14 protein-coding genes are annotated in these 17906 nt (G+C 51.8%); 2 read left to right on the top strand and 12 right to left on the bottom strand.

All coding sequences use genetic code 11. The features are described from left to right. Nucleotides 1-33 precede the first annotated feature (33 nt). The 4 genes from cas6e to METLU_RS0101170 are packed head-to-tail and all read right to left on the bottom strand — an operon-like array spanning nucleotide 34 to nucleotide 5265. On the bottom strand, nucleotides 34-669 hold the full coding sequence (gene cas6e / locus METLU_RS0101185) for a type I-E CRISPR-associated protein Cas6/Cse3/CasE (protein WP_196806466.1): 636 nt from the start codon (nucleotides 667-669) through the stop codon (nucleotides 34-36). Next, complete coding sequence (casB, locus tag METLU_RS0101180; protein WP_027156632.1) at nucleotides 666-1187, bottom strand: type I-E CRISPR-associated protein Cse2/CasB; 522 nt, start codon at nucleotides 1185-1187, stop codon at nucleotides 666-668. The genes cas6e and casB overlap by 4 nt, the downstream gene beginning before the upstream one ends. Then, entirely contained in the window at nucleotides 1184-2695 is a 1512-nt protein-coding gene (gene casA / locus METLU_RS24145) for a type I-E CRISPR-associated protein Cse1/CasA (RefSeq protein ID WP_036242627.1), read from the bottom strand. Before casA ends, casB begins: the two co-directional genes overlap by 4 nt. After that, nucleotides 2692-5265, bottom strand: coding sequence for a CRISPR-associated helicase/endonuclease Cas3 (locus METLU_RS0101170; RefSeq protein ID WP_036242623.1), 2574 nt, complete (start codon nucleotides 5263-5265; stop codon nucleotides 2692-2694). The genes casA and METLU_RS0101170 overlap by 4 nt, the downstream gene beginning before the upstream one ends. A 138-nt stretch (nucleotides 5266-5403) precedes the next feature. Between METLU_RS0101170 and METLU_RS0101165 the strand changes: the two genes are divergently transcribed. Both METLU_RS0101165 and METLU_RS0101160 read left to right on the top strand, forming a co-directional pair. Further along, nucleotides 5404-6270: a WYL domain-containing protein gene (locus METLU_RS0101165; RefSeq protein ID WP_036242621.1), complete on the top strand. Its 867-nt coding sequence runs from the start codon at nucleotides 5404-5406 to the stop codon at nucleotides 6268-6270. A gap of 111 nt (nucleotides 6271-6381) precedes the next feature. Continuing rightward, entirely contained in the window at nucleotides 6382-7416 is a 1035-nt protein-coding gene (locus METLU_RS0101160) for a Fic family protein (RefSeq protein WP_027156629.1), read from the top strand. Nucleotides 7417-7476: 60 nt separating this feature from the next. Here METLU_RS0101160 and METLU_RS0101155 read toward each other — a convergent pair whose 3' ends face one another. From METLU_RS0101155 to METLU_RS0101120, 8 genes are all read right to left on the bottom strand, one after another. After that, nucleotides 7477-7884, bottom strand: a complete 408-nt coding sequence (locus METLU_RS0101155; protein WP_027156628.1) for a hypothetical protein — start codon at nucleotides 7882-7884, stop codon at nucleotides 7477-7479. A gap of 5 nt (nucleotides 7885-7889) precedes the next feature. Continuing rightward, nucleotides 7890-12551, bottom strand: a complete 4662-nt coding sequence (locus METLU_RS0101150; RefSeq protein WP_027156627.1) for an RCC1 domain-containing protein — start codon at nucleotides 12549-12551, stop codon at nucleotides 7890-7892. Between the two features lie 265 nt (nucleotides 12552-12816). After that, nucleotides 12817-13083, bottom strand: coding sequence for a hypothetical protein (locus tag METLU_RS24140; protein ID WP_036242619.1), 267 nt, complete (start codon nucleotides 13081-13083; stop codon nucleotides 12817-12819). Nucleotides 13084-13096: 13 nt separating this feature from the next. Next, nucleotides 13097-14182, bottom strand: a complete 1086-nt coding sequence (locus METLU_RS24135; protein WP_051299712.1) for a DUF7146 domain-containing protein — start codon at nucleotides 14180-14182, stop codon at nucleotides 13097-13099. 230 nt (nucleotides 14183-14412) lie between these two features. Beyond that, a complete protein-coding gene (locus METLU_RS0101135; protein ID WP_027156626.1) occupies nucleotides 14413-14664 on the bottom strand; it encodes a hypothetical protein in 252 nt (83 codons plus the stop codon). Then, entirely contained in the window at nucleotides 14654-15514 is an 861-nt protein-coding gene (locus METLU_RS0101130; protein ID WP_036242618.1) for a hypothetical protein, read from the bottom strand. The genes METLU_RS0101135 and METLU_RS0101130 overlap by 11 nt, the downstream gene beginning before the upstream one ends. A 93-nt stretch (nucleotides 15515-15607) precedes the next feature. Further along, on the bottom strand, nucleotides 15608-15994 hold the full coding sequence (locus METLU_RS0101125) for a hypothetical protein (protein WP_027156624.1): 387 nt from the start codon (nucleotides 15992-15994) through the stop codon (nucleotides 15608-15610). 88 nt (nucleotides 15995-16082) lie between these two features. Beyond that, a complete protein-coding gene (locus tag METLU_RS0101120) occupies nucleotides 16083-17684 on the bottom strand; it encodes an ATP-binding protein (RefSeq protein WP_027156623.1) in 1602 nt (533 codons plus the stop codon). Nucleotides 17685-17906 lie beyond the last annotated feature (222 nt).

Raw genomic sequence — 17906 nt, 5'->3', positions numbered from 1 at the left:
GTATTGAATCCTTGTAATATAAAACGAATGTGATTAGTTAAGCGGTACGATTTGCAACAGCCCGAAACCAAAGGCCCGGCCACGGCCGATGCCTTGCCGGAAACTTTGGATGAACCGGTCGCGGTCGTTGACATGCAGTTCGCCTTTTAAAGTAGCGCTGCCGTGGGTAATGGTCTGGATGCCTTTTTTAAAGCTTTGCACGGCCATCTTTTCAATCTGCAGGTTGTTAGGGTTGACGCTAAAGCCCCAGGATTTTTCTGCGCGATCAATGAACCAGCCGGTGATCGCCTCACGGCCGCGCACCGGTACAATTTTGCCGGTCTGTTTGTCGCGCTTGCCGGGATTGACCGTCACTTCAAAGGCATAACGGCTGTGTTGCAAAAAAGGCTCATTGATGGTTTTGCTCTCGACTTCCCCGAACGCCGGCGATGGATTGGGCGGACGATCGGCCAGCATCAGAATCAGGCGACTGTTAAAATCACCGCCCTTATCGGCATATAAAATGCCGCTGGGAACGCTGGCTTGCTTTTGTTGTTCGCTGCGGACATCGTCGAACAAGTCGTAAACGACCCGATGCAAAGAATAGGAATCAGTGATTTTTAGCGCCTTGATATCACTACGCGACAGGCGCAATGCGCTGGCATAGAGCATCACAGGATGGGGGCTCATGAGGCCTCCTTATCGACCATACGGCTGTAAAAGTCTTGAGCCCAGCGGGCTTTGACTCGTTCATTGTCCCAATGGAACTTCAGCAAATCGGCTAGCAATTGCGCATAGTTCAAGGTCACGCTGGCTTTAGAATCGATCAGGCTGAACAATGGCCGTAATATCCGGCAGGCTTCCTCAACGGATTCGCAGGCCAGTAAGCGCCGCAGCCTAGCTTTAGCTTGGTCGCTGTTGTTGCCGTCTTCGTAGCACAGCGAAATGGCGCGGCCAATGCCGATAGCGCCGTTATGGTCCACCTTCGCTTTAGCGATGGCAGCGGCAATGGTGGCATACGGCAAGCGTTCAAAATCTTTTTCCAGATCGATATAAAATGCGGCCAGATGCTCCCAGCACTGGTATTCGGTCGCCGGGTTATCGGCTCGTCTCAGCCCTGCGGCAATGCCTTTGTCTTTTTGGCATTGCTCAACGGTAAACTTGACAAAAGCCTCGCTTTTGCCGATTTTGCTTGTTTCGGTACTCACGCTTGAGCCTCTTCGGTTTTGGTTTGATCTTTCAGATATTTGACTAGGTTAGGTCGATTTTTGGCCCATGCATCAAATTGTCTGGCGGTGTCTTTGGCGCAAAAGTGATCGTAGGCCCGATTGGCAAAACCAGCGAAAGTTTTGCGCAGGGCTGTGGCTTGGTTGAAATCTTCACAGGCATTGACTAGGTCCTGGAACTTGCGCTCGCAGAGCTGCCAAAACAGATTGCTGGCTAAACCCGCCTGCGCTTTGCCTTCCATATTTTGGTTTTTGAAATAGTTAAGCGTGGCGCTATAAACGACTTTGGAGAGTTGATCCAATTCGAACATTTCCAGTTGTAAATTGGTATACCATAATGTCCCAAGTATCTGTTGAGGCAGCATGACCATGGATTCGACGAAATCATCAGAGCCGGAAACGAACTGCTCGCCGGCATTGCTGCTAACTCGCAGGCCACCTGACCACAAGCCCAGCGTGTCGACCTGTGATCTGGCCCGCTGAAGGCCAAACCGGAGCTGATAGCAATCAAACCCTTGATTACCTGTCTGCGCCAGAAAACCCAATAGCGCGGGCAGAAAACGCCACGGCCTTTTTTCAGGGTCAACCCAGATCACTTTCGGATCTTTGCCGGAAAAATCAACCGAGACACTGGGATCGACCATACTTTCCTTGTATCCCTGATGGGCAATGCCTTCCGAATAATGCAGTCCCGTCTCTGTCAGCAGACAAAAGCGCGATAACGGCAGCAATCGACCGATCAGGCTGGCCTGTAAGCTTTTGGCCATATCACAGGCTTCACCAACCGGCATGGCCTCCCAAGGCGCTTTTCCCAAACCGGCGCTAAAGATGCGCATTTGCTGGAGCTGTTCTACTGTCAGCAGATTCAGCCATAGAGTTTCCTGGACAGATCGACCGATCAAAAAATTGTGCATAAAGCCCATAAAGCCAATGGCAGGGCCGGGCTTGCCAGTAGCGGGTTTTCCCTTGTCATTGGTTTTGCCCGTGTAACCCGGCGACAGCACCACGCTGTTGTCGGTTTTCTTGCCTCCCAGACCGAATCCCATCAACGATACGATCAGCAAGGCTTTATCCGCATCGGATAAACTTTTTTCAATCTGCGTTTGTGTCAATACTGTCGTATTTCCGGTAGCGACTTCCGCCAATACGGCCCCGAAGCTCTGGAGACCAGCGGTCCGAATGGCCGGCATCTGCAAAAACGGCTGATCGCCGTACAGCCAAAACCGGTCATGCCAGCGCTCCAAATACGCCAGACAGTTCGCCGATAGCCCTAGGGCGCCTAAATCGGTCCAGGCCTCATCATCTGCTGGCGTGGCTGCGGATTGAGCAATTGATAACAGCAGCTTGATCAAAGCAATCTTCTGCACCGGATTGCCGCCCAAGGCTCGATAGTCGCTGCGGCTGAAAAGGTCTCTCAAACTGACTCGTCCGACATCGACGACCGGTATCCACGGCTCGTCGATCAGGTTAAAGCGGTTTTCGACTGTCATTTATTCTCCTGCTGAGATGATTTGTCGGCCTGATAGCCGAGATATTGATCGTATTGAATCGAGTAGAAATCGGAGGCTTCGCCATCGTTCAGGCTGACGGCTGTACCGCTGTCCAGTATTTTCGCCACCCGCAGTCGGCTTTCATCGTCGGTCTTGCCCAGATACAGATAGCCTCGCAACCAGTCCAGACCGTTACTGGCTACTGGCTTAGGCGCCATATGCTCGGCAACCCGCACGGTATTCTGCAGCAGCATTGCCGCCAGTTCCCGTTGTTGCGCAGGCTGCAAGCCCTTGCCCTTACCGGGCAGCAATAGGCTCGTATCATCTAAAAACCGCACCAGAACGCCACCCTGTTGCTTATCGATCCGATAACCTTTAATCAGTAGCACTTCGACGCTATCCTGTTCGCTATAGCGGGTACTGGCTTTTTCTTCCGACAGCGTTTTGCCGGCCGTGGATAATCCCAAAAGGGCCATGCGCTTCAGGTCTGCGCGCTTCTTCTCAAGGGCATTAGCATGGTTCAGCAGGGCGCCGGATTCCTCCCGATCTGAGTAAGTCGCTTCAATAATCGCCCTGATCTGTCCAGGTATATTGATGTGTTGCAGGTCTTGCCATACTTGCAGGCTGCGGCACAGCACATAGGGAGCGTAAATTTGTGCAGTCGCCCCGAAGGCTTGCTCCGGATCTGTGATCGCATTGGTCAAGTCAGGAGCTAATAGCCAAGCTTCGCGTTGAGCACTGGTAGGACGCCACGTTTCCTGATGCCGCCATAGGCGGCCTATACGTTGCAACAGCATGTCGCTGGGCGCAAAGCGGCTGATTAAGAAGTCGGCATCAATGTCCAGTGATTGTTCCAGAACCTGAGTACCCACCAATATTCGCCCACATTGCGCACGTAATTTGCCGCCATGTTTGCCGTATAGGTCAGTCCAACGGCTTTCGTTGCCTTCACGGTCAGTTTTTAGATAGCGCGAATGCAACAATCCGCATTCGATATTTAACGAGTGTGCTCTACTTGCCAGCAACCGGTAAATTTTCTGAGCTTCAGCGACAGTATTTTCCACCCACAATACCTGCTGCGCCCACCCAGCGCGTTTTAGTGCTTCTTCAATTGCGATGCTGTCATTTTGGCAATGCTGAATATCAACCTGGACATTAGCTATGTTTGGCGCTGCTTGTTCAATAAAATCGCCGCTTTTGGGCAGAGCGGAAATCAACGGATAGTCATTTTTCGATGTTCCCAAGCCCAATAATGCGTGACGGCGCTCATGGGTCAGTGTGGCGCTGAGAATAATGACCGTGCAGTGCAGTTGCCGGAGCGCTTTGACCAACTCTTCGAGCAGGGTGCCTGTATAGCTGTCATAAGAATGCACTTCATCCAGTATCACCACTTTGCCGGCCAGACCGAAAGTCCGCACAAAACCATGCTTGACATTCATGACCGCCATCAAGGCCTGATCAATAGTTCCGACCGCAAACGGCGCCAGAATGCCGCGTTTAGAAGCTTGAAACCAGGAGCCGCCGGGATTGCCTTCCTTGCCCAATTCGATTTTCAACCAGGCATTGCCGTGCAGCAACAGTGGCTGCTGATGGAGGCTGTCACTATCCAGGATCTGCTTGAGAAATTCACCGACACGGTCATGAATTTTGTCGGATGTCAGTTGGGTCGGTAGTGCAAAATAAAGGCCGGTGGCCTGATTCGAGGCGAGTAATTGATAAGCCGCGTACAGCGCGGCTTCGGTCTTGCCCAATCCCATCGGCGCTTCCAATATATAGATGCCAGGCTGTGTTACTTGCTCGATGAAACAGCATTGGGCATCACGAGGTTGCCATCCAAAAATCTCGGCGAAACTTAAATCCTGTTTCAGCATGGGCTGCACAAAGCCCGCTGCATCCACGGCGGATTTGATACGCGGCTGCCAGTCTTCGGCCGGATCGTTGAATAGAGAACCGGAGCCAATCCAGTCCGCTACGCAGGTAAAGCCCGCCAGCACGCGCGCCTGCAAATCGTTGGCAATGACGGGAAACTCGGCTTGCAGAGCAGCTATTAATCCGGCGAGCAATTCTTCCCGGCGTTGATTCCAGGTTGTGCCGCCGAATATTTCTTCTATCGCCGAGTAAGTCACATTCGGCGAATAACCGTGATGCTGGCCGAGAATCTCAGGAATGTATTTTCCTAGTTTCAGATATTGGGCCGTCGCTTGGCTGACGCCGGCATGGCCACCCCAGTTTTTTTCCGTATCCGGATTGGCTCTTTCCAGCCCCGGCTTGGAGTTATTTATGTAGCCAGCGGTGCCGCGATAAATTTTTTCCTGAAAAGTCGGGCTGACTTTGCCGATATCGTGAGCACCCGCAATAAGTTCTGAGCCATCAGGAAAAAATTCGGCCACTAACCAGTGAGGTAACCGATGAAGCAGTTCCCGAGCGATCTCGCCGACAATCTGGCAATGATTTAAAACATGCCGCCCAGCGCGGCTTTCACCCGAAGGGGTCTGATAAGTTTTAGCCAGGCACTCATTTAACTGAAGCGCATCGATATAAGAATTACTTGGGGAGTGACGTCTGAACACGTAGGTTGATTCCTTATTTCATGCCTGTCCAATGTAGCTACAAGTACTTCTTTACAGTTGCAAAACGAAATAAAAGCATTAAACTTTATCTATTAAGATATTTTATATATAAATAATATTTTCATATAATCTAGCATTATGACTCAGCTTTTGCAACAGGCTTTAAAATGGGAACAACGGCAACGTTTGACGTTATTAGAAGCGACGGTGTTTTGGAGTGGGAGCGTCTCTACGAATGCGTTAACGGATAATTTCGGCATCAGTCGAGTACAAGCATCGAAGGATTTAACGCTTTATCAGGCGATGTGCCCCGATAACATTCGCTACGATAAATTTTTAAAAAGGTATGTGATTGAAGCCACTTTTAAACCGGCTTTTATGGAAGGGACTGCCAGAGAATTTTTACAGGTTTTGAAAGTACAACGGGACGGAACCCGTGGTGCTGTGCTGACTCTGATAAATAATTTACCAACTGTTGAGATTGTGGAATCGGTATTCAGGCAAATCGATCGGATGATCTTGCAAACAGTCAATCAGGCTATAGTGGCAGGCAAAGAAATACGCGTATGCTATCAATCAATGGCTCGGCCAGAGCTGGCAGAGTTGCAGTTGTCTCCACATGCGCTGGTTTTTGACGGACTACGCTGGCATATGCGAGCTTTCAGCCGAAACCATAACGAATTTCGGGATTTTGTTATAGCGCGTGTGCTATCAACTGAATTTATTGGAGTAACTGATATCAATTCCTCTAATGATCTGGCTTGGCAACAATTTGTCACCGTCAGAATCGGCCCACATCCGGGGCTGAGCGATAGTCAGAAAGCGGCTATTGAATTTGATTATGCAATGAAAAACGGAGTTCTAGAGCACAAGGTAAGGGCGGCAGTTGTGTCTTATTTTCTAAAGGCGATGAGAATCGGTCCTGATGACAAAGAGCGCGAGGCAGTCGTTCAGCAGATTATTCTATTGAACAGAAATGAATTGAAAGATTATTTGTTGTTCTAGAGCATTGATGAGCCTGTTCCTTCTTCTCAAGCGATCTACTCTATTACACTATCAAGCTCAAATAACGATCTAAACCACACCTAATTTATCGAAACAGCAGAGAAAGCTTGAATGGCGAATCAAAAAAGCTATCAGCCGCCCTATACTATTACCCCAACAATATTGAATCTGGTCGCCGAAATCAGCGAACAGATCGGACGTTACACGATCTTGGCTGAACAAAACCTGACGCCACGCTTACGTCGGGAAAACCGGATCCGTACCATCCAGGCATCGCTGGCGATTGAGAACAATACACTGACTTTGGAACAAGTGACGGCAGTGATAGATGGGAAACGCGTCCTCGGTTTGCCCCGTGAAATTCAGGAAGTCCGTAATGCCTTTGCCGCTTACGAAGCAATGGAAAACTGGAATCCAGACTCTGAAGCCGATTTATTGGCAGCGCATGGATTGCTGATGTCAACATTGGTCGACCAATCGGGCATATATCGTCCCGGCGGTGTCGGTATCTTCCGTGGCAAGCAACTAGTGCATATGGCGCCGCCTGCCGACCGAGTGCCTCATCTAATGGCTGATTTGTTGGCTTGGTTGAAACGTACTGAAGAGCACCCTTTAGTTGCCAGTTGCCTGTTTCATTATGAACTGGAGTTCATCCATCCTTTTACCGACGGTAATGGACGTATGGGTCGATTATGGCAAACCCTGATTCTGCGCCATTGGAAACCCTTGTTGGCTTATTTGCCTGTGGAAACAGTTATTCGTGAGCGCCAGAATGATTATTATCGCGTCTTGGCTGAAGCTGATGAACGCGCAGAGACCACGCCATTCGTCGAGTTTATGCTACAAGCTTTATCAGATGCCATTGGCGAGGCAGTTACTACCGACCAAGCAAGCGACCATGTAACCGACCAAGTAAAACGACTGCTTGAAGTTATTGGTAACAAAGAAATCAATAGCGCCAACTTAATGCAAACATTAGGCTTATCTCACCGGCCAACATTCAGAGATAATTATCTGAACCCCGCTTTAGATGGGGGCTGGCTAGAGCGCACCCAACCCGGCTCACCAAGAAGCCCTACACAGCGTTATCGGCTTTCTAAAAAAGGGAAGCTGTGGTTGCAAAATGAGGACAAAAATAAAGGCTAGCCCGAGCTTGGCCTGATAGCACGGCTTCAGAGTCATCAAGTGACCTGTCGGCGACATGGACTACTCAGACTGGGATGAAGCATCTTGTTTCGGCGGATTCTTAGCCGCCAGGTCTTCCTCTAAGGAACGCCCCAAAGCTTGCAAGCCTTTCACTAGATAATCAATCATTTGCTCTTCATCAGCCTGCGTTGTTGCATCCGGCAGCAGGATGGCCTTGAAGCCATGGCTCATAAAGGCCTCCCATTTGGCCTGGATGACTTTTGGCATTAGCAGGGCAAACGCATCAAAATGATCAGCCGCTTGTTCCAGTTGAGTCTGGGCGGCATTGCTTTCCTGGACAGTCTGAGTCTGGCTGACTACCGGATTCCGACCGGCCTGTGCATCGGATACAGTGATCGCGGGCTCGGCATAGGCTATGCCTCGGCATAACAAGCTCGACAACAATAAAATGATTTTAATTAAGCGCATAATTATCAATAACTCACATCGATGGATACGGGCGTAGATAACGCGTGAGCATCATCCATGGCCGTGATGGTCACATGGGCCGACTGCGGTGAACCCGTCTTACTGAAGCTGATCCGATAGCCGGTCGAGCCGATCGGCTGCCCGTTCACTTCCCAACTGTAGCCGATGATCTTGCCATCCGGGTCCGAGCATCTAGCTTCGGCATACACCACATAGATGTTTGGCTTGGGCGTCAGCTCGCACGAGGGCGGCTGGTTAGGCATCAAGGGCAGCGCTTCGTTTACGGTCAGTGTCTCGCCCATCTGGCTGTTCAGCGTGTAGCTGATGAGATGGTCGCCGGCCTCGGCGATCTCTTTCACCATGAAACTGCGGTTGGTATAGTCGTCCACCGGCACGCCGTCCACCTTCCAGATCTGCCCGATGACCTTATCCAAGGGATGCCCCCCGTAGACGGTCGGCCGCACTGTCACCGTCATGGGCGCCCGGCCAAACAGGTTCGACTTGCCCACCTTGAGCGTGGCGCTGTACGGCGCTGCCGCTTCGGTGATGACGTGCTGGGTCAGTACGGTCTCATGCCCCCGGCTATCCCGGATCGCGACACTGATGTCGTACTCGCCGGCATACAGAGCCTGGGCCGAGGCCCGGTTCGGGAACGCCGCATGCTGGCGGCCGTTGACATTGGGCGGGAACGACCATTCGTAAGTCAGGCCTTCGAACCGCCGGTTCATGGCCGGCAGGTCATGGGCCACAAGCAGGTTCAGATCAGACGGTGCCTGCACTGTCAGCTGCTTCATGGTAATGCTCCAGTTTGGCCAGACATAGGCCCAGGGCGCATAGCTCAAGGTGGCCTCCCTCAGCGTCGCTTCTTTGAAGCCGTCCACCCAGGCCCGGAAAACCAGCGGCTGCTTGTCGATCAGATCCTGCGCGGTCGGCGACCAGTCCAGCGTCTGTCCTGCGACGAGAGCGCCGTCCGGCAGCTGCCATTCCGACACCATACGGTGTACGCTCTCCATGCCGCCCCAGGACGGCTTGACCGTGCCCTGATAGTGGTATGTTTTGCCTACCTCGATATCCCTCGGTCCTTGTGCGCTGATTCTTGGTTTCTCTGGCATGTCCACGACCACATAATAGCGCGCTGCCGTCCAGGCTGCCGGGTCATTGTCGCTGGTATCCGCTGGTCGTGTCCGCAACGTTACGTAGACCTTGCCCTCGGTTTCCTCGGTAATCGTGGCGGTCGGGCCGGTTTGCACGGTTTTGCCGCTGGGCGCCTCGATTGTCCATTCATTTACCGTATCCGTGGTCAGGACGCCCGCCCGGTACAGCTGCGCTGCCAGCGTGACCGCTTGCCCCGGCGCCACATGGCGTGGACCCACGATTTCAGCGTCCAGCTTCGAATAGGCCCAGACTTCCACGGGATCGGCGTAGCTTTCGACCAAGGTGTTCTTGTTCACCATTTTGGCCCGGACCCTGCGCCGGCCGGGTTCCGGCATAGAAACATTATGCCGGATCGTATTCGACCTCGGCTGGGGCTCCCAGGTCAGGCCGCCGTTATCGCTGCGCTCCCAGGTCACCTCCTTCAATGCGGCGCGGTTGTCCTGCGTCATCACCAAGGAAAGCGGGAATGTCTTGGGTGCCGGACCATCCAGCGACTTGGCCGTGATCGCGCCTTCGATCGGCGTGCCCTTGACAACTTCGACATAACGGATTGACGAGGTCAGGGTCACATCCAGTTCCGGCCTATCGCTGACCAGCTTGGCGACCGCCGACAGCTTCATGAATAGCAGGCCGGTCGGGTTGATCTGGAAGGTCACTTCGCCGTTGCCCAGGTCCTGCATATCCGTGATCGGCGTCTTGGCCGATTTGAGGTTGGTCTGAACGAGAATCTGGGTTCGCCATTGCCCCATCGTTCCCGGTGTGTAGACCAGGCCATCCCGGGTATACTTGCCGACCCTGACCTTAACGGTCACCAACTCGGTATCCGGGGTTTGTTGCGGGACATCGATCAACAACTTCAAGTTGCTCTCCGTGCCGCCAATCGCCGTGATCACCTGTTCGGTATAGGACTGCGGATAATCCTGCCAGGCCGCACGCAAGGTCACCGGCCGCTCTTCCAGCAAGCCCAGGTTCGGTGTTGAGAGCCAGTAACTGCCGCCGCTCATGACGTTGCCACGCTCCAGGTTTTGCTGGCTGTCGATCAGCTGGTATTTCAGCTTGGCGCTGGTCGGCATCGCCGCTTCGAACGTTGCGCGGGTAATCGGCTGACCCAGCGGGACGTAATATTTACCTTCTGATATTTTATAGCCACCTTTCAGCGTGACTTGTGGTGGAGGGGGCTCCTGAACGCTCACATCGAAAGAGCCGGTCTGTACCACCGAAGTCAGTCCATCGGCAAACTGGCACTTGACGGTATAGCCCAGAGCATGAATTCCTACAGGGCTCAATGCGCCTTCCAGCTTGATATGGTTCAATGACAGGGACAGGTTTTTGGTCAGCCCGTCGGCGCCGGTGAACTCCACAAAACAGGCCCGACTGCCTCTGGCGGCTTCATCCAGAGCAGCGGCCTGATCAATTGCCAGATGACAGACAGGCTCCGATATCTGCCTGAAGGTCAGGTTGACCGTTTCAATCCCGATGTAGACCTCGCTTTTGCCGACAAAGCCAAAGTCCCAAACGACCGGAGAAACCGTCACAGTTTTGACGATCGGTTCGGAGTCATAACGGGTGTCATTAACCCAGCGTGAGACTACGGCCTGCACGGAGAAATCGCCGGCCGTGCCCGGATACCCCGCCAGCGTGGGCAGGCCGTTGTCGTCGGTGCCGGCGGCCAGATCAGGCACGGTCGTGGTCAAGGCGACATAGCATTTCAACGGATCGGCTTCCGCCTCGGCCTGTACGGTGGTCAGCGGGCAGGACGTGTCCGCCGGTAGCTGCAGTGATGCTTCGATTTTTGTTTCGCCCTGATAAACGGTGGCCGGCGATACCGTTAAAGTAGGCAGTGGCGTTGATTTGCCATAACCTTCGTCCTGCTCGGAATCCGGCCCTGAACCGACCGGGTTTTTGGCCACGACGGTGTAAAAGTAATGTGTCAGACCGGCAATGGTCGTGTCATTGTAATGGGTCGCTGGCCAGGCCAGGCCGGATGCAATCAAATCCCCCTTATCACCCGCGACATCCGAGCGATAAATATCATAAAGAGTTGCATCAGGTTCAGCTATCCAGTTTATCGTCACTTTGTCGTACTGAGTGCCATCGGTGGCGCTTACACCGTTAACTTTACCCGGCAACAGGAAGCCTGTTTGAGTCCAAGTGACACGGGGTGTGGTATCGCTTAAACCATGCTGGCCATGGTCGTTATCGCCTGTCACCCAGAGGGTGCCGTTGGTTTTCAAGGCGAGGGAATGAAACCATCCCGCTGAGGCCGTTGTCACGTTGTCCAGGACTTGTTTCCAGTAGGGAGTAGATGTCGTTGTCCCATCGCCGTATTGTCCATTCTCGTTGTCCCATCCAGTGGCCCAGAGTGTGCCGTCTGTTTTAGTGGCCAAAGCAACGGTATTTTTTATGCCTGTATCTGGCATAGCGTTGTAGAATGAGATGTCTTTGACATGGTCAAAAACTTGTCGCCACTCAGCTAGCACTGTAGGGTCTTCCACACCCAAACCATCCGACATATCAGGACCTCCTCCATAAGCCCAAAGGGTATCGTCATTCTTGATACCGAAAATAAAAGGATATTCACAAGCAGGGCTGCATGACGAGATAGGAGCCACCACTATTTTCTTGAATCCAGATCCAACAGAAACGAAGTTGCCGCCATAGTAATACCCTTTGGCGTAAAGCTCACCATCGGTTTTAAGTATATAGGTTACTATTGATGGCAGACCCCGAGTTAAATCATAGGAAGTCGTGATTTGCTTGATGTCTGTATAAGTCGTAGCCTGCCAATTATTCGGCGCTGTGCCTGTATAGGCTGTGCCCGACACGATAGCCCAAAAAGTGCCTTTTTCGGCACTGGCATGAAGGGCCGACACGCCAGTCAAAACTTGTTGCCAGGTATGACTATACCCGAAGCCGGCCACCCACAGCGTATTGTCGTTTTTCAGGGCGAGCGAAACGTTGGCTCCAGCCAGTATATCTTTGACGTCAGTCAGCACTTGTTTAAACGTTGTACTGTTATCGAATGTGCCGTCACCCAACTGACCCGAACTATTAAGGCCCGTAGCAAACAAGCGGCCGTCGGCTTTAAGAGCCAAACTATATTTATAGCCGGCGGAAATCTTGATGTAATTGTCGTTTGAACCTGTAAGGGTCGTAATTTCCGGCATACGGTAGCCGTAATCGGTATTGGTTTGCTGAGCTGTACCGGTAAGCTTCACGAAATAACCATAAGTTACACCATGAAGAGCGGTCTGGTCATAATTGTCAGAGGCCGATCCAGTTACTGTGGTTATTAACGACTTGGGTCCATTCAAGCCTTCAGATCGCCAGATTTCGTAAGTAGTCGCACCATCTCCCATAGGTGTCCAAAGCAACTTGACACCGCCGGCATAAGTCCCCTTACTGACAGTGAGCGTGCCGGTAACGTCAGACCAGGCGGGCGAGGCACCCCCCAGCAGGGCCAGCAATAAGGCAACAAATAGATTGATTAACAGACATTTAGGCAAGCGCATCTTGAGATAATCCTTGGACGTTTAACCTCCATGCGCCGGGTTATCACGGCGGCACGCAGGTGTTTTTTGAACACATGCAACGAGGGCAGCTTAAAATGCCTATTAAGCCCTAAAAAAAAGTTTTCTGTCGGGTCGAAAGACGCGGTTTTTCGCTGACCTTTTACTTTTTGGGGGGCTCATGCGGTTTTCGCCAGGCATAAAAAAACCGAGCACTGAAAAAATCAGGCTCGGTTTTGGGATGAAATCAGGCGCTAACATAACAGCATTAGCGCCTTTTTTGTTCAAAAGTCTCGATAATCTCAAGCAATACTTGGCTGTAGTTGCCTGAGATTTCGAGCGGTCTGTGCAATCGAACGGCCCGAATGGCGATTCCGAGTCTCTGTTTCAGATTAGGATCGACCCGGTACCGAGCACGAAGCCATTGAACATATTGGCGGTCGTCCCCCTGCCAATCAGCAGGAGGTGAGAACGGCGACAGCAGGTTTCCTGGCGAAGTATCGATCCGACTGGCATCGAATACATAGTTGCTCATAGAAACCTCCCTTCTAAATGACAGACCGGAACGCGAAAGCATTCGGCCCGTCCTGGTTATAGACATCCAGCCAATCGATGCTTTTGACATCCACAGGCAAAGGGCCTTTGGGCTCACGAATGACTGCTTCAATACCTTGAGCCCTGGCACGCTCAGCCAGCTTTCTCGCCGCCTCAGAGCCGGGCCGAAGGCCGGTCTTCCTATTGGGCTGATCCAGATCCGCCCAGATGATCAGCTTTTCAACGCCCGCAGGTATCTCAAAGCCTTGCATGAAGGTGGAACTGATTAACGGCCAGGTGACCATACCCGTGGCTTCAATAACAGCCAAGGCAGTTTCGATGCCCTCCGTGACCGACAACACCCGTACAGGGCGACCAAGACGGACAGCCGCTCCCATGATCAAGCGATCGGAAGGAATCGACATCATTTTCTTGGGCGAAGCCACAGGCGCCTTACGACCCTCGCGCGTCAGAAACGTGCGGTGTATGGTAATCGCCTGATCACCTTTTTCGACCAGGGCCAGCATGGCTGGGAAATAGCCGATTATCCGGTTGTCTTCATCCCGGTATTGAAGCCGGGGATGAAAACGCAGGCTAGGCCAATCGGATAACCAGCCATCCAGACCGCGGGCCTCTAAATACAGCCTGACGGGTTCCGCATCGGGATGGTGAAGCGATTTTGATTCGCGCCAAAGCGTCCTCAAACTGCGCTTGATTTTCTCATCGTCCGAGGCCGATCTTGACGGCTCGATAATCACCGGCTTTCGACCAATAATCAGATTCTGATGCGAATCGCAAGACAGTCCGAGCACATCGGCCACGGCCGATAAGGCTTCCGGAAAACTCCAGCTTCTTAGCCACATCAAGAGTGAAAACCCGTCGGCATAAGGCCCACAGGTATTACAAATGCCGCCACCATAAATGTCGGCATTACGAAACAGCTTGAAGCCATCTTTTCCACCATGGACAGGGCAACCAGTATGCCGGCCGGGTTTCGAGATCGCTTTTGCCAGTTCGGGCGCCAGGGAGTCCAGAACGGACAACCAGACACCGCGAGCTGCGTTTCTTACAACATTAGACGCAATCGGTTTAGTGCTCATGCCAACACCTCTTCGACAAGAACACCAACGGGACTCACTTGGGTACCAATTTTAAGTTTTGGGTAAAACATGGTTTTTCTCCTTGTAAAAGTCCCGCCAACCGGGACTTCCTTGATCCCCCTCCAGGTGAGAATCAAGGAAGTCCCGGAAGGCGAACAGGATGAAAAAACCATCCGAGAAAAACCATGGGCCCAGCCGGGAGTTTTTCCCGGATGGGTTAATTGAAGCGTCTAGTCAACTAGACGCATAAAGCCTGACTGTTCAAGACACGTCAAGACGCACTCTTCAATAGTCAACAGAGAACAAGCGTACCGTTCCAAAATACGGTTCAATACAACATGACCCGCAATAGGAACGCCAAATTGCGCTTGTGCAATCGCAATGGCCTGCTGATCAGAACGTGTGCCACTGACCATACGCTCGTAAAAATCAGAGGCGGCCTCCAGGTCCTCGCTATCGATTTCATCAACTTCACTCAGCATCAAAACCTCCAGCAGCACGCTCACGGAGAACTTTGACTTTGACGGGTCGATGAACCGTTTCCTCGACCACGTCATAGCCAACCAGCAAAGCGATGAAGTTATGGCGGATCTGATCGCAAACGGCATCAAAGGCGCAAACCAGATCGACACGTTCTCGCAGCGCCTCCATTGACCACTCTTCGGCATCAAACGCTTCGCCTTGATCAATGCCTTTGCCCGCATAAACGGCCAATTGCACAACAGGCGGCACACTGTAGTTACGGCGTGGCTTCCAACAGGCACCGCAAGCATCCGTCAGGGAACAATCGGCTAACTGGGCTTTCAGGCGGGTGATTATCGACAACTTCTCATCATGGGAAAGCAATAAAGCTTCTATTGAGGGCTGCGACAAATAAACACCCGACTGCCACGCGTTTCTGCTTTTGAGAATCTCCTGAGCAATAACTTGCTCGGCAGCCTCCTCGAAAGCAGGCGGCACTTTTTTGAAGTTCCGCTGGCCGCAAGAAGGACAATAGCTGAGATGTCCTGTCAGCTCACGACGAGGCTCATGCAACACCAGATAACCCCCGGAACGACCGTTAGTACCGATGGTGTAACAGCCACCTTGAGAGTCAGTGAACTCATCGATCGGCCATCTGATTTCATCCCAGAAATCCGTCTCCAGCAGGTCATAGGCTTTGTCTGATTGCTCAGAAGTCAAGCCCAGACGATGGATCTTGATGCACTGCGCATAAGAGGTCGACCGATTCCATGAATTCAGGGTGTCGTAGCGATAATGAGTTCGCAAAAAATCAACCATGGCCGAACGGCTGCGACGGTCAACTTTCTTGGCAAAAAATGAATTTGTCATGATTTTTCTCCTGCTTAAAAGCAAAAAAAAGCGGGAAAAATCATGAGTCCCGGCTGGGAAAAAGATTTTTCCCGCAGGGGTTTAGTTAGTTAATTAATCAATAGCGTCAATTGAAAACTTGTACGATCCAGTCTCGTTTCTATCGGAACCGGACGTATAGCCTTCGCTGACCAGTTTCAACACTTCATTTAAAGCGAGCTCCAGATCAAATGTCTCAACGCCTTCGATAGCCAAGCTCATAGTCAGACGTTTCTGGATGCCGTTGGCGTAATGCCAGTCTTCCGCCTGGTTAAAGGCGTCTTCAGGCGTGGGAGCGGTTGCGGCAATACTGCCTATCGCGCCGAACAACTGAATGGCAATCCAGGTATGGTCCGCTGTTTTGCGGATGACATAATCGCCCAGATGCCCCACCGCATCGCATTGCAAATCACCGTTAGGATTTTTGTACGGTTGGCCAATTGACGTGGAAGTTTGTTTCATCGTGTTTCTCCAAAATAAAAAAAATAAATCGGGAAACACCTCACGCCGCGACCGGGAAAGTATTTCCCGAACGGGTTAATAGAATGAATTAAACAGCCGTTACCAAAGCAACCTGGCCATTTTTATCGAGCACCACTTCAAACGCTTTGCCATAAAGGGAAGGGCAGCCTTGAAAACTCGGCAGCAATCGGTGGAATGCCTGGCCAGAATCTGTCAGCACATTGGCGATAACGAAAGTGGAAAAAGCGTCACCATCGGTCTCGTGTATGGCTTCCTGGTAATCTTCGTGTTCTGACCGGAACGTTGACACTTGTTCCAGGACAGCTGCAGAACCATCGTCTTTAGGCATCACAATGCAACCACCGTTTTCGTTGCCTTCGTAGAAAGCCTGACTAGTAATTTCAACGACATCGTTGCCAATCCGGATGCGGTAGGAATCGCAAAACTTAACATCCACCCATACCCAACTGCCTTTAAATCGCGAGGCGTGTGTTTGATTAACCAGATCAATCATGACTTCTTCCTCATCGAGAGAGCGAATCATCGAATGAATCCAGTGCCCGTTATCAAGACACCCCTCGTAAATCAGGGAATCCCGCATCCAGGCAAACATGAAGCGCGCAGCGCCATCGCTTTGGATATCGCCTTCAATATCGACAATTTCCACCTGACGATTTTCAACTTCTGCGCGAGTCACGGGTTTTTCCGGACAAGCCGTGAAGCAGCCGTAAAGCTCAGAATCGCAGACAGGATAGGACGTGATCTTGCGGACTGCCTGTTGTGGAAGTACCTCCACATCATTGAGCAAGCCCAACAATCCCCAGTGCCTCATCATGTCAAAGAACTGCACAAAATCCTGAGCGGACAATGTGCTTTTGAGCTGAAGCAGGCGATTTTCGATAGCCTGTTGCAACGCTTGATGAATGAGCTTAATCACATCGGACTCATCAACGAGGTTGTCCCGATCCGGTAACCGCGCATGGAAACGCGCAGAGTCGAGATGGATGACATGCGTCGTACTGCAATACAAATGGGATCGGTAAATGGGCAAGCCCTGCAGATACACTTCAAACGCATAATGAGCGCCATCGGGTTTATCCAGGCCGACCAGATGAACCGAGCCGACTTCAGTATCGACAAAATCCAGGCCGGAATCCAACACCTGATCTCTTTCCAGGCTTTCGCCATTGAAAAAAACCGGAATTGGAAATCCTTTCGCGAAGCGTTTGAGCGTTGATTCGATCAGTTTCGATTCGAGCTCAACACCTAACATCTTGATGCGGGTGATGCCATTCCAATCAGTGACGGGTGATACCGTAACCGGCTTGAACGACAGGACATCCTCCGTATTAACGGAAATGCGGCCGCTTTTGCTGACGACAGCGATGTGCCGGCAGGCAAAGAGAGCTGACAGAAAGCCAATACCGAACGGATGCTCTTGAGCGACAACATCCGCATCCCAACCGGATTCTGCCACAGTTAGCAGCGTTTCGATGGAATTGATGCCACAACCGTTATCCGTGATCTGGAGAATTTTAGTCTCCGGAGCGAATTCGAATTGAACGGAAGCTGCGCCGGCACGACGGGCGTTCTGCATGAGTTCGCCAAGAGCCGTGGTCTTGTTGGTAAAGCTGAACTTCAAGCTTTTAACCAGGTTGCCTGGGTTCACTTGCATTGAGATTTGTTTCATAGTTTTGTCTCCAAAAAACCGGGAGACAAAACTTCCCCCACTGGGAGCAAAATTGTTCCCGGCGGGTTTTTAAAGTAAAGGTCGCTTGCCATGCGGAGCATGGGGCGATAATGGCCTGAAGCCAGACAAAAACCATGAATCCCGACCGGGAAAACATGGATTTCCCCTGGACAGGTTGAAAATACGGCTAAGCCGCTAAAAAGTAATCGCGCCGAAACGCTT

Source organism: Methylobacter luteus IMV-B-3098 (genome assembly GCF_000427625.1).
Taxonomy (GTDB): domain Bacteria; phylum Pseudomonadota; class Gammaproteobacteria; order Methylococcales; family Methylomonadaceae; genus Methylobacter; species Methylobacter luteus.
This window is presented reverse-complemented; position numbering and strand designations above follow the sequence as displayed.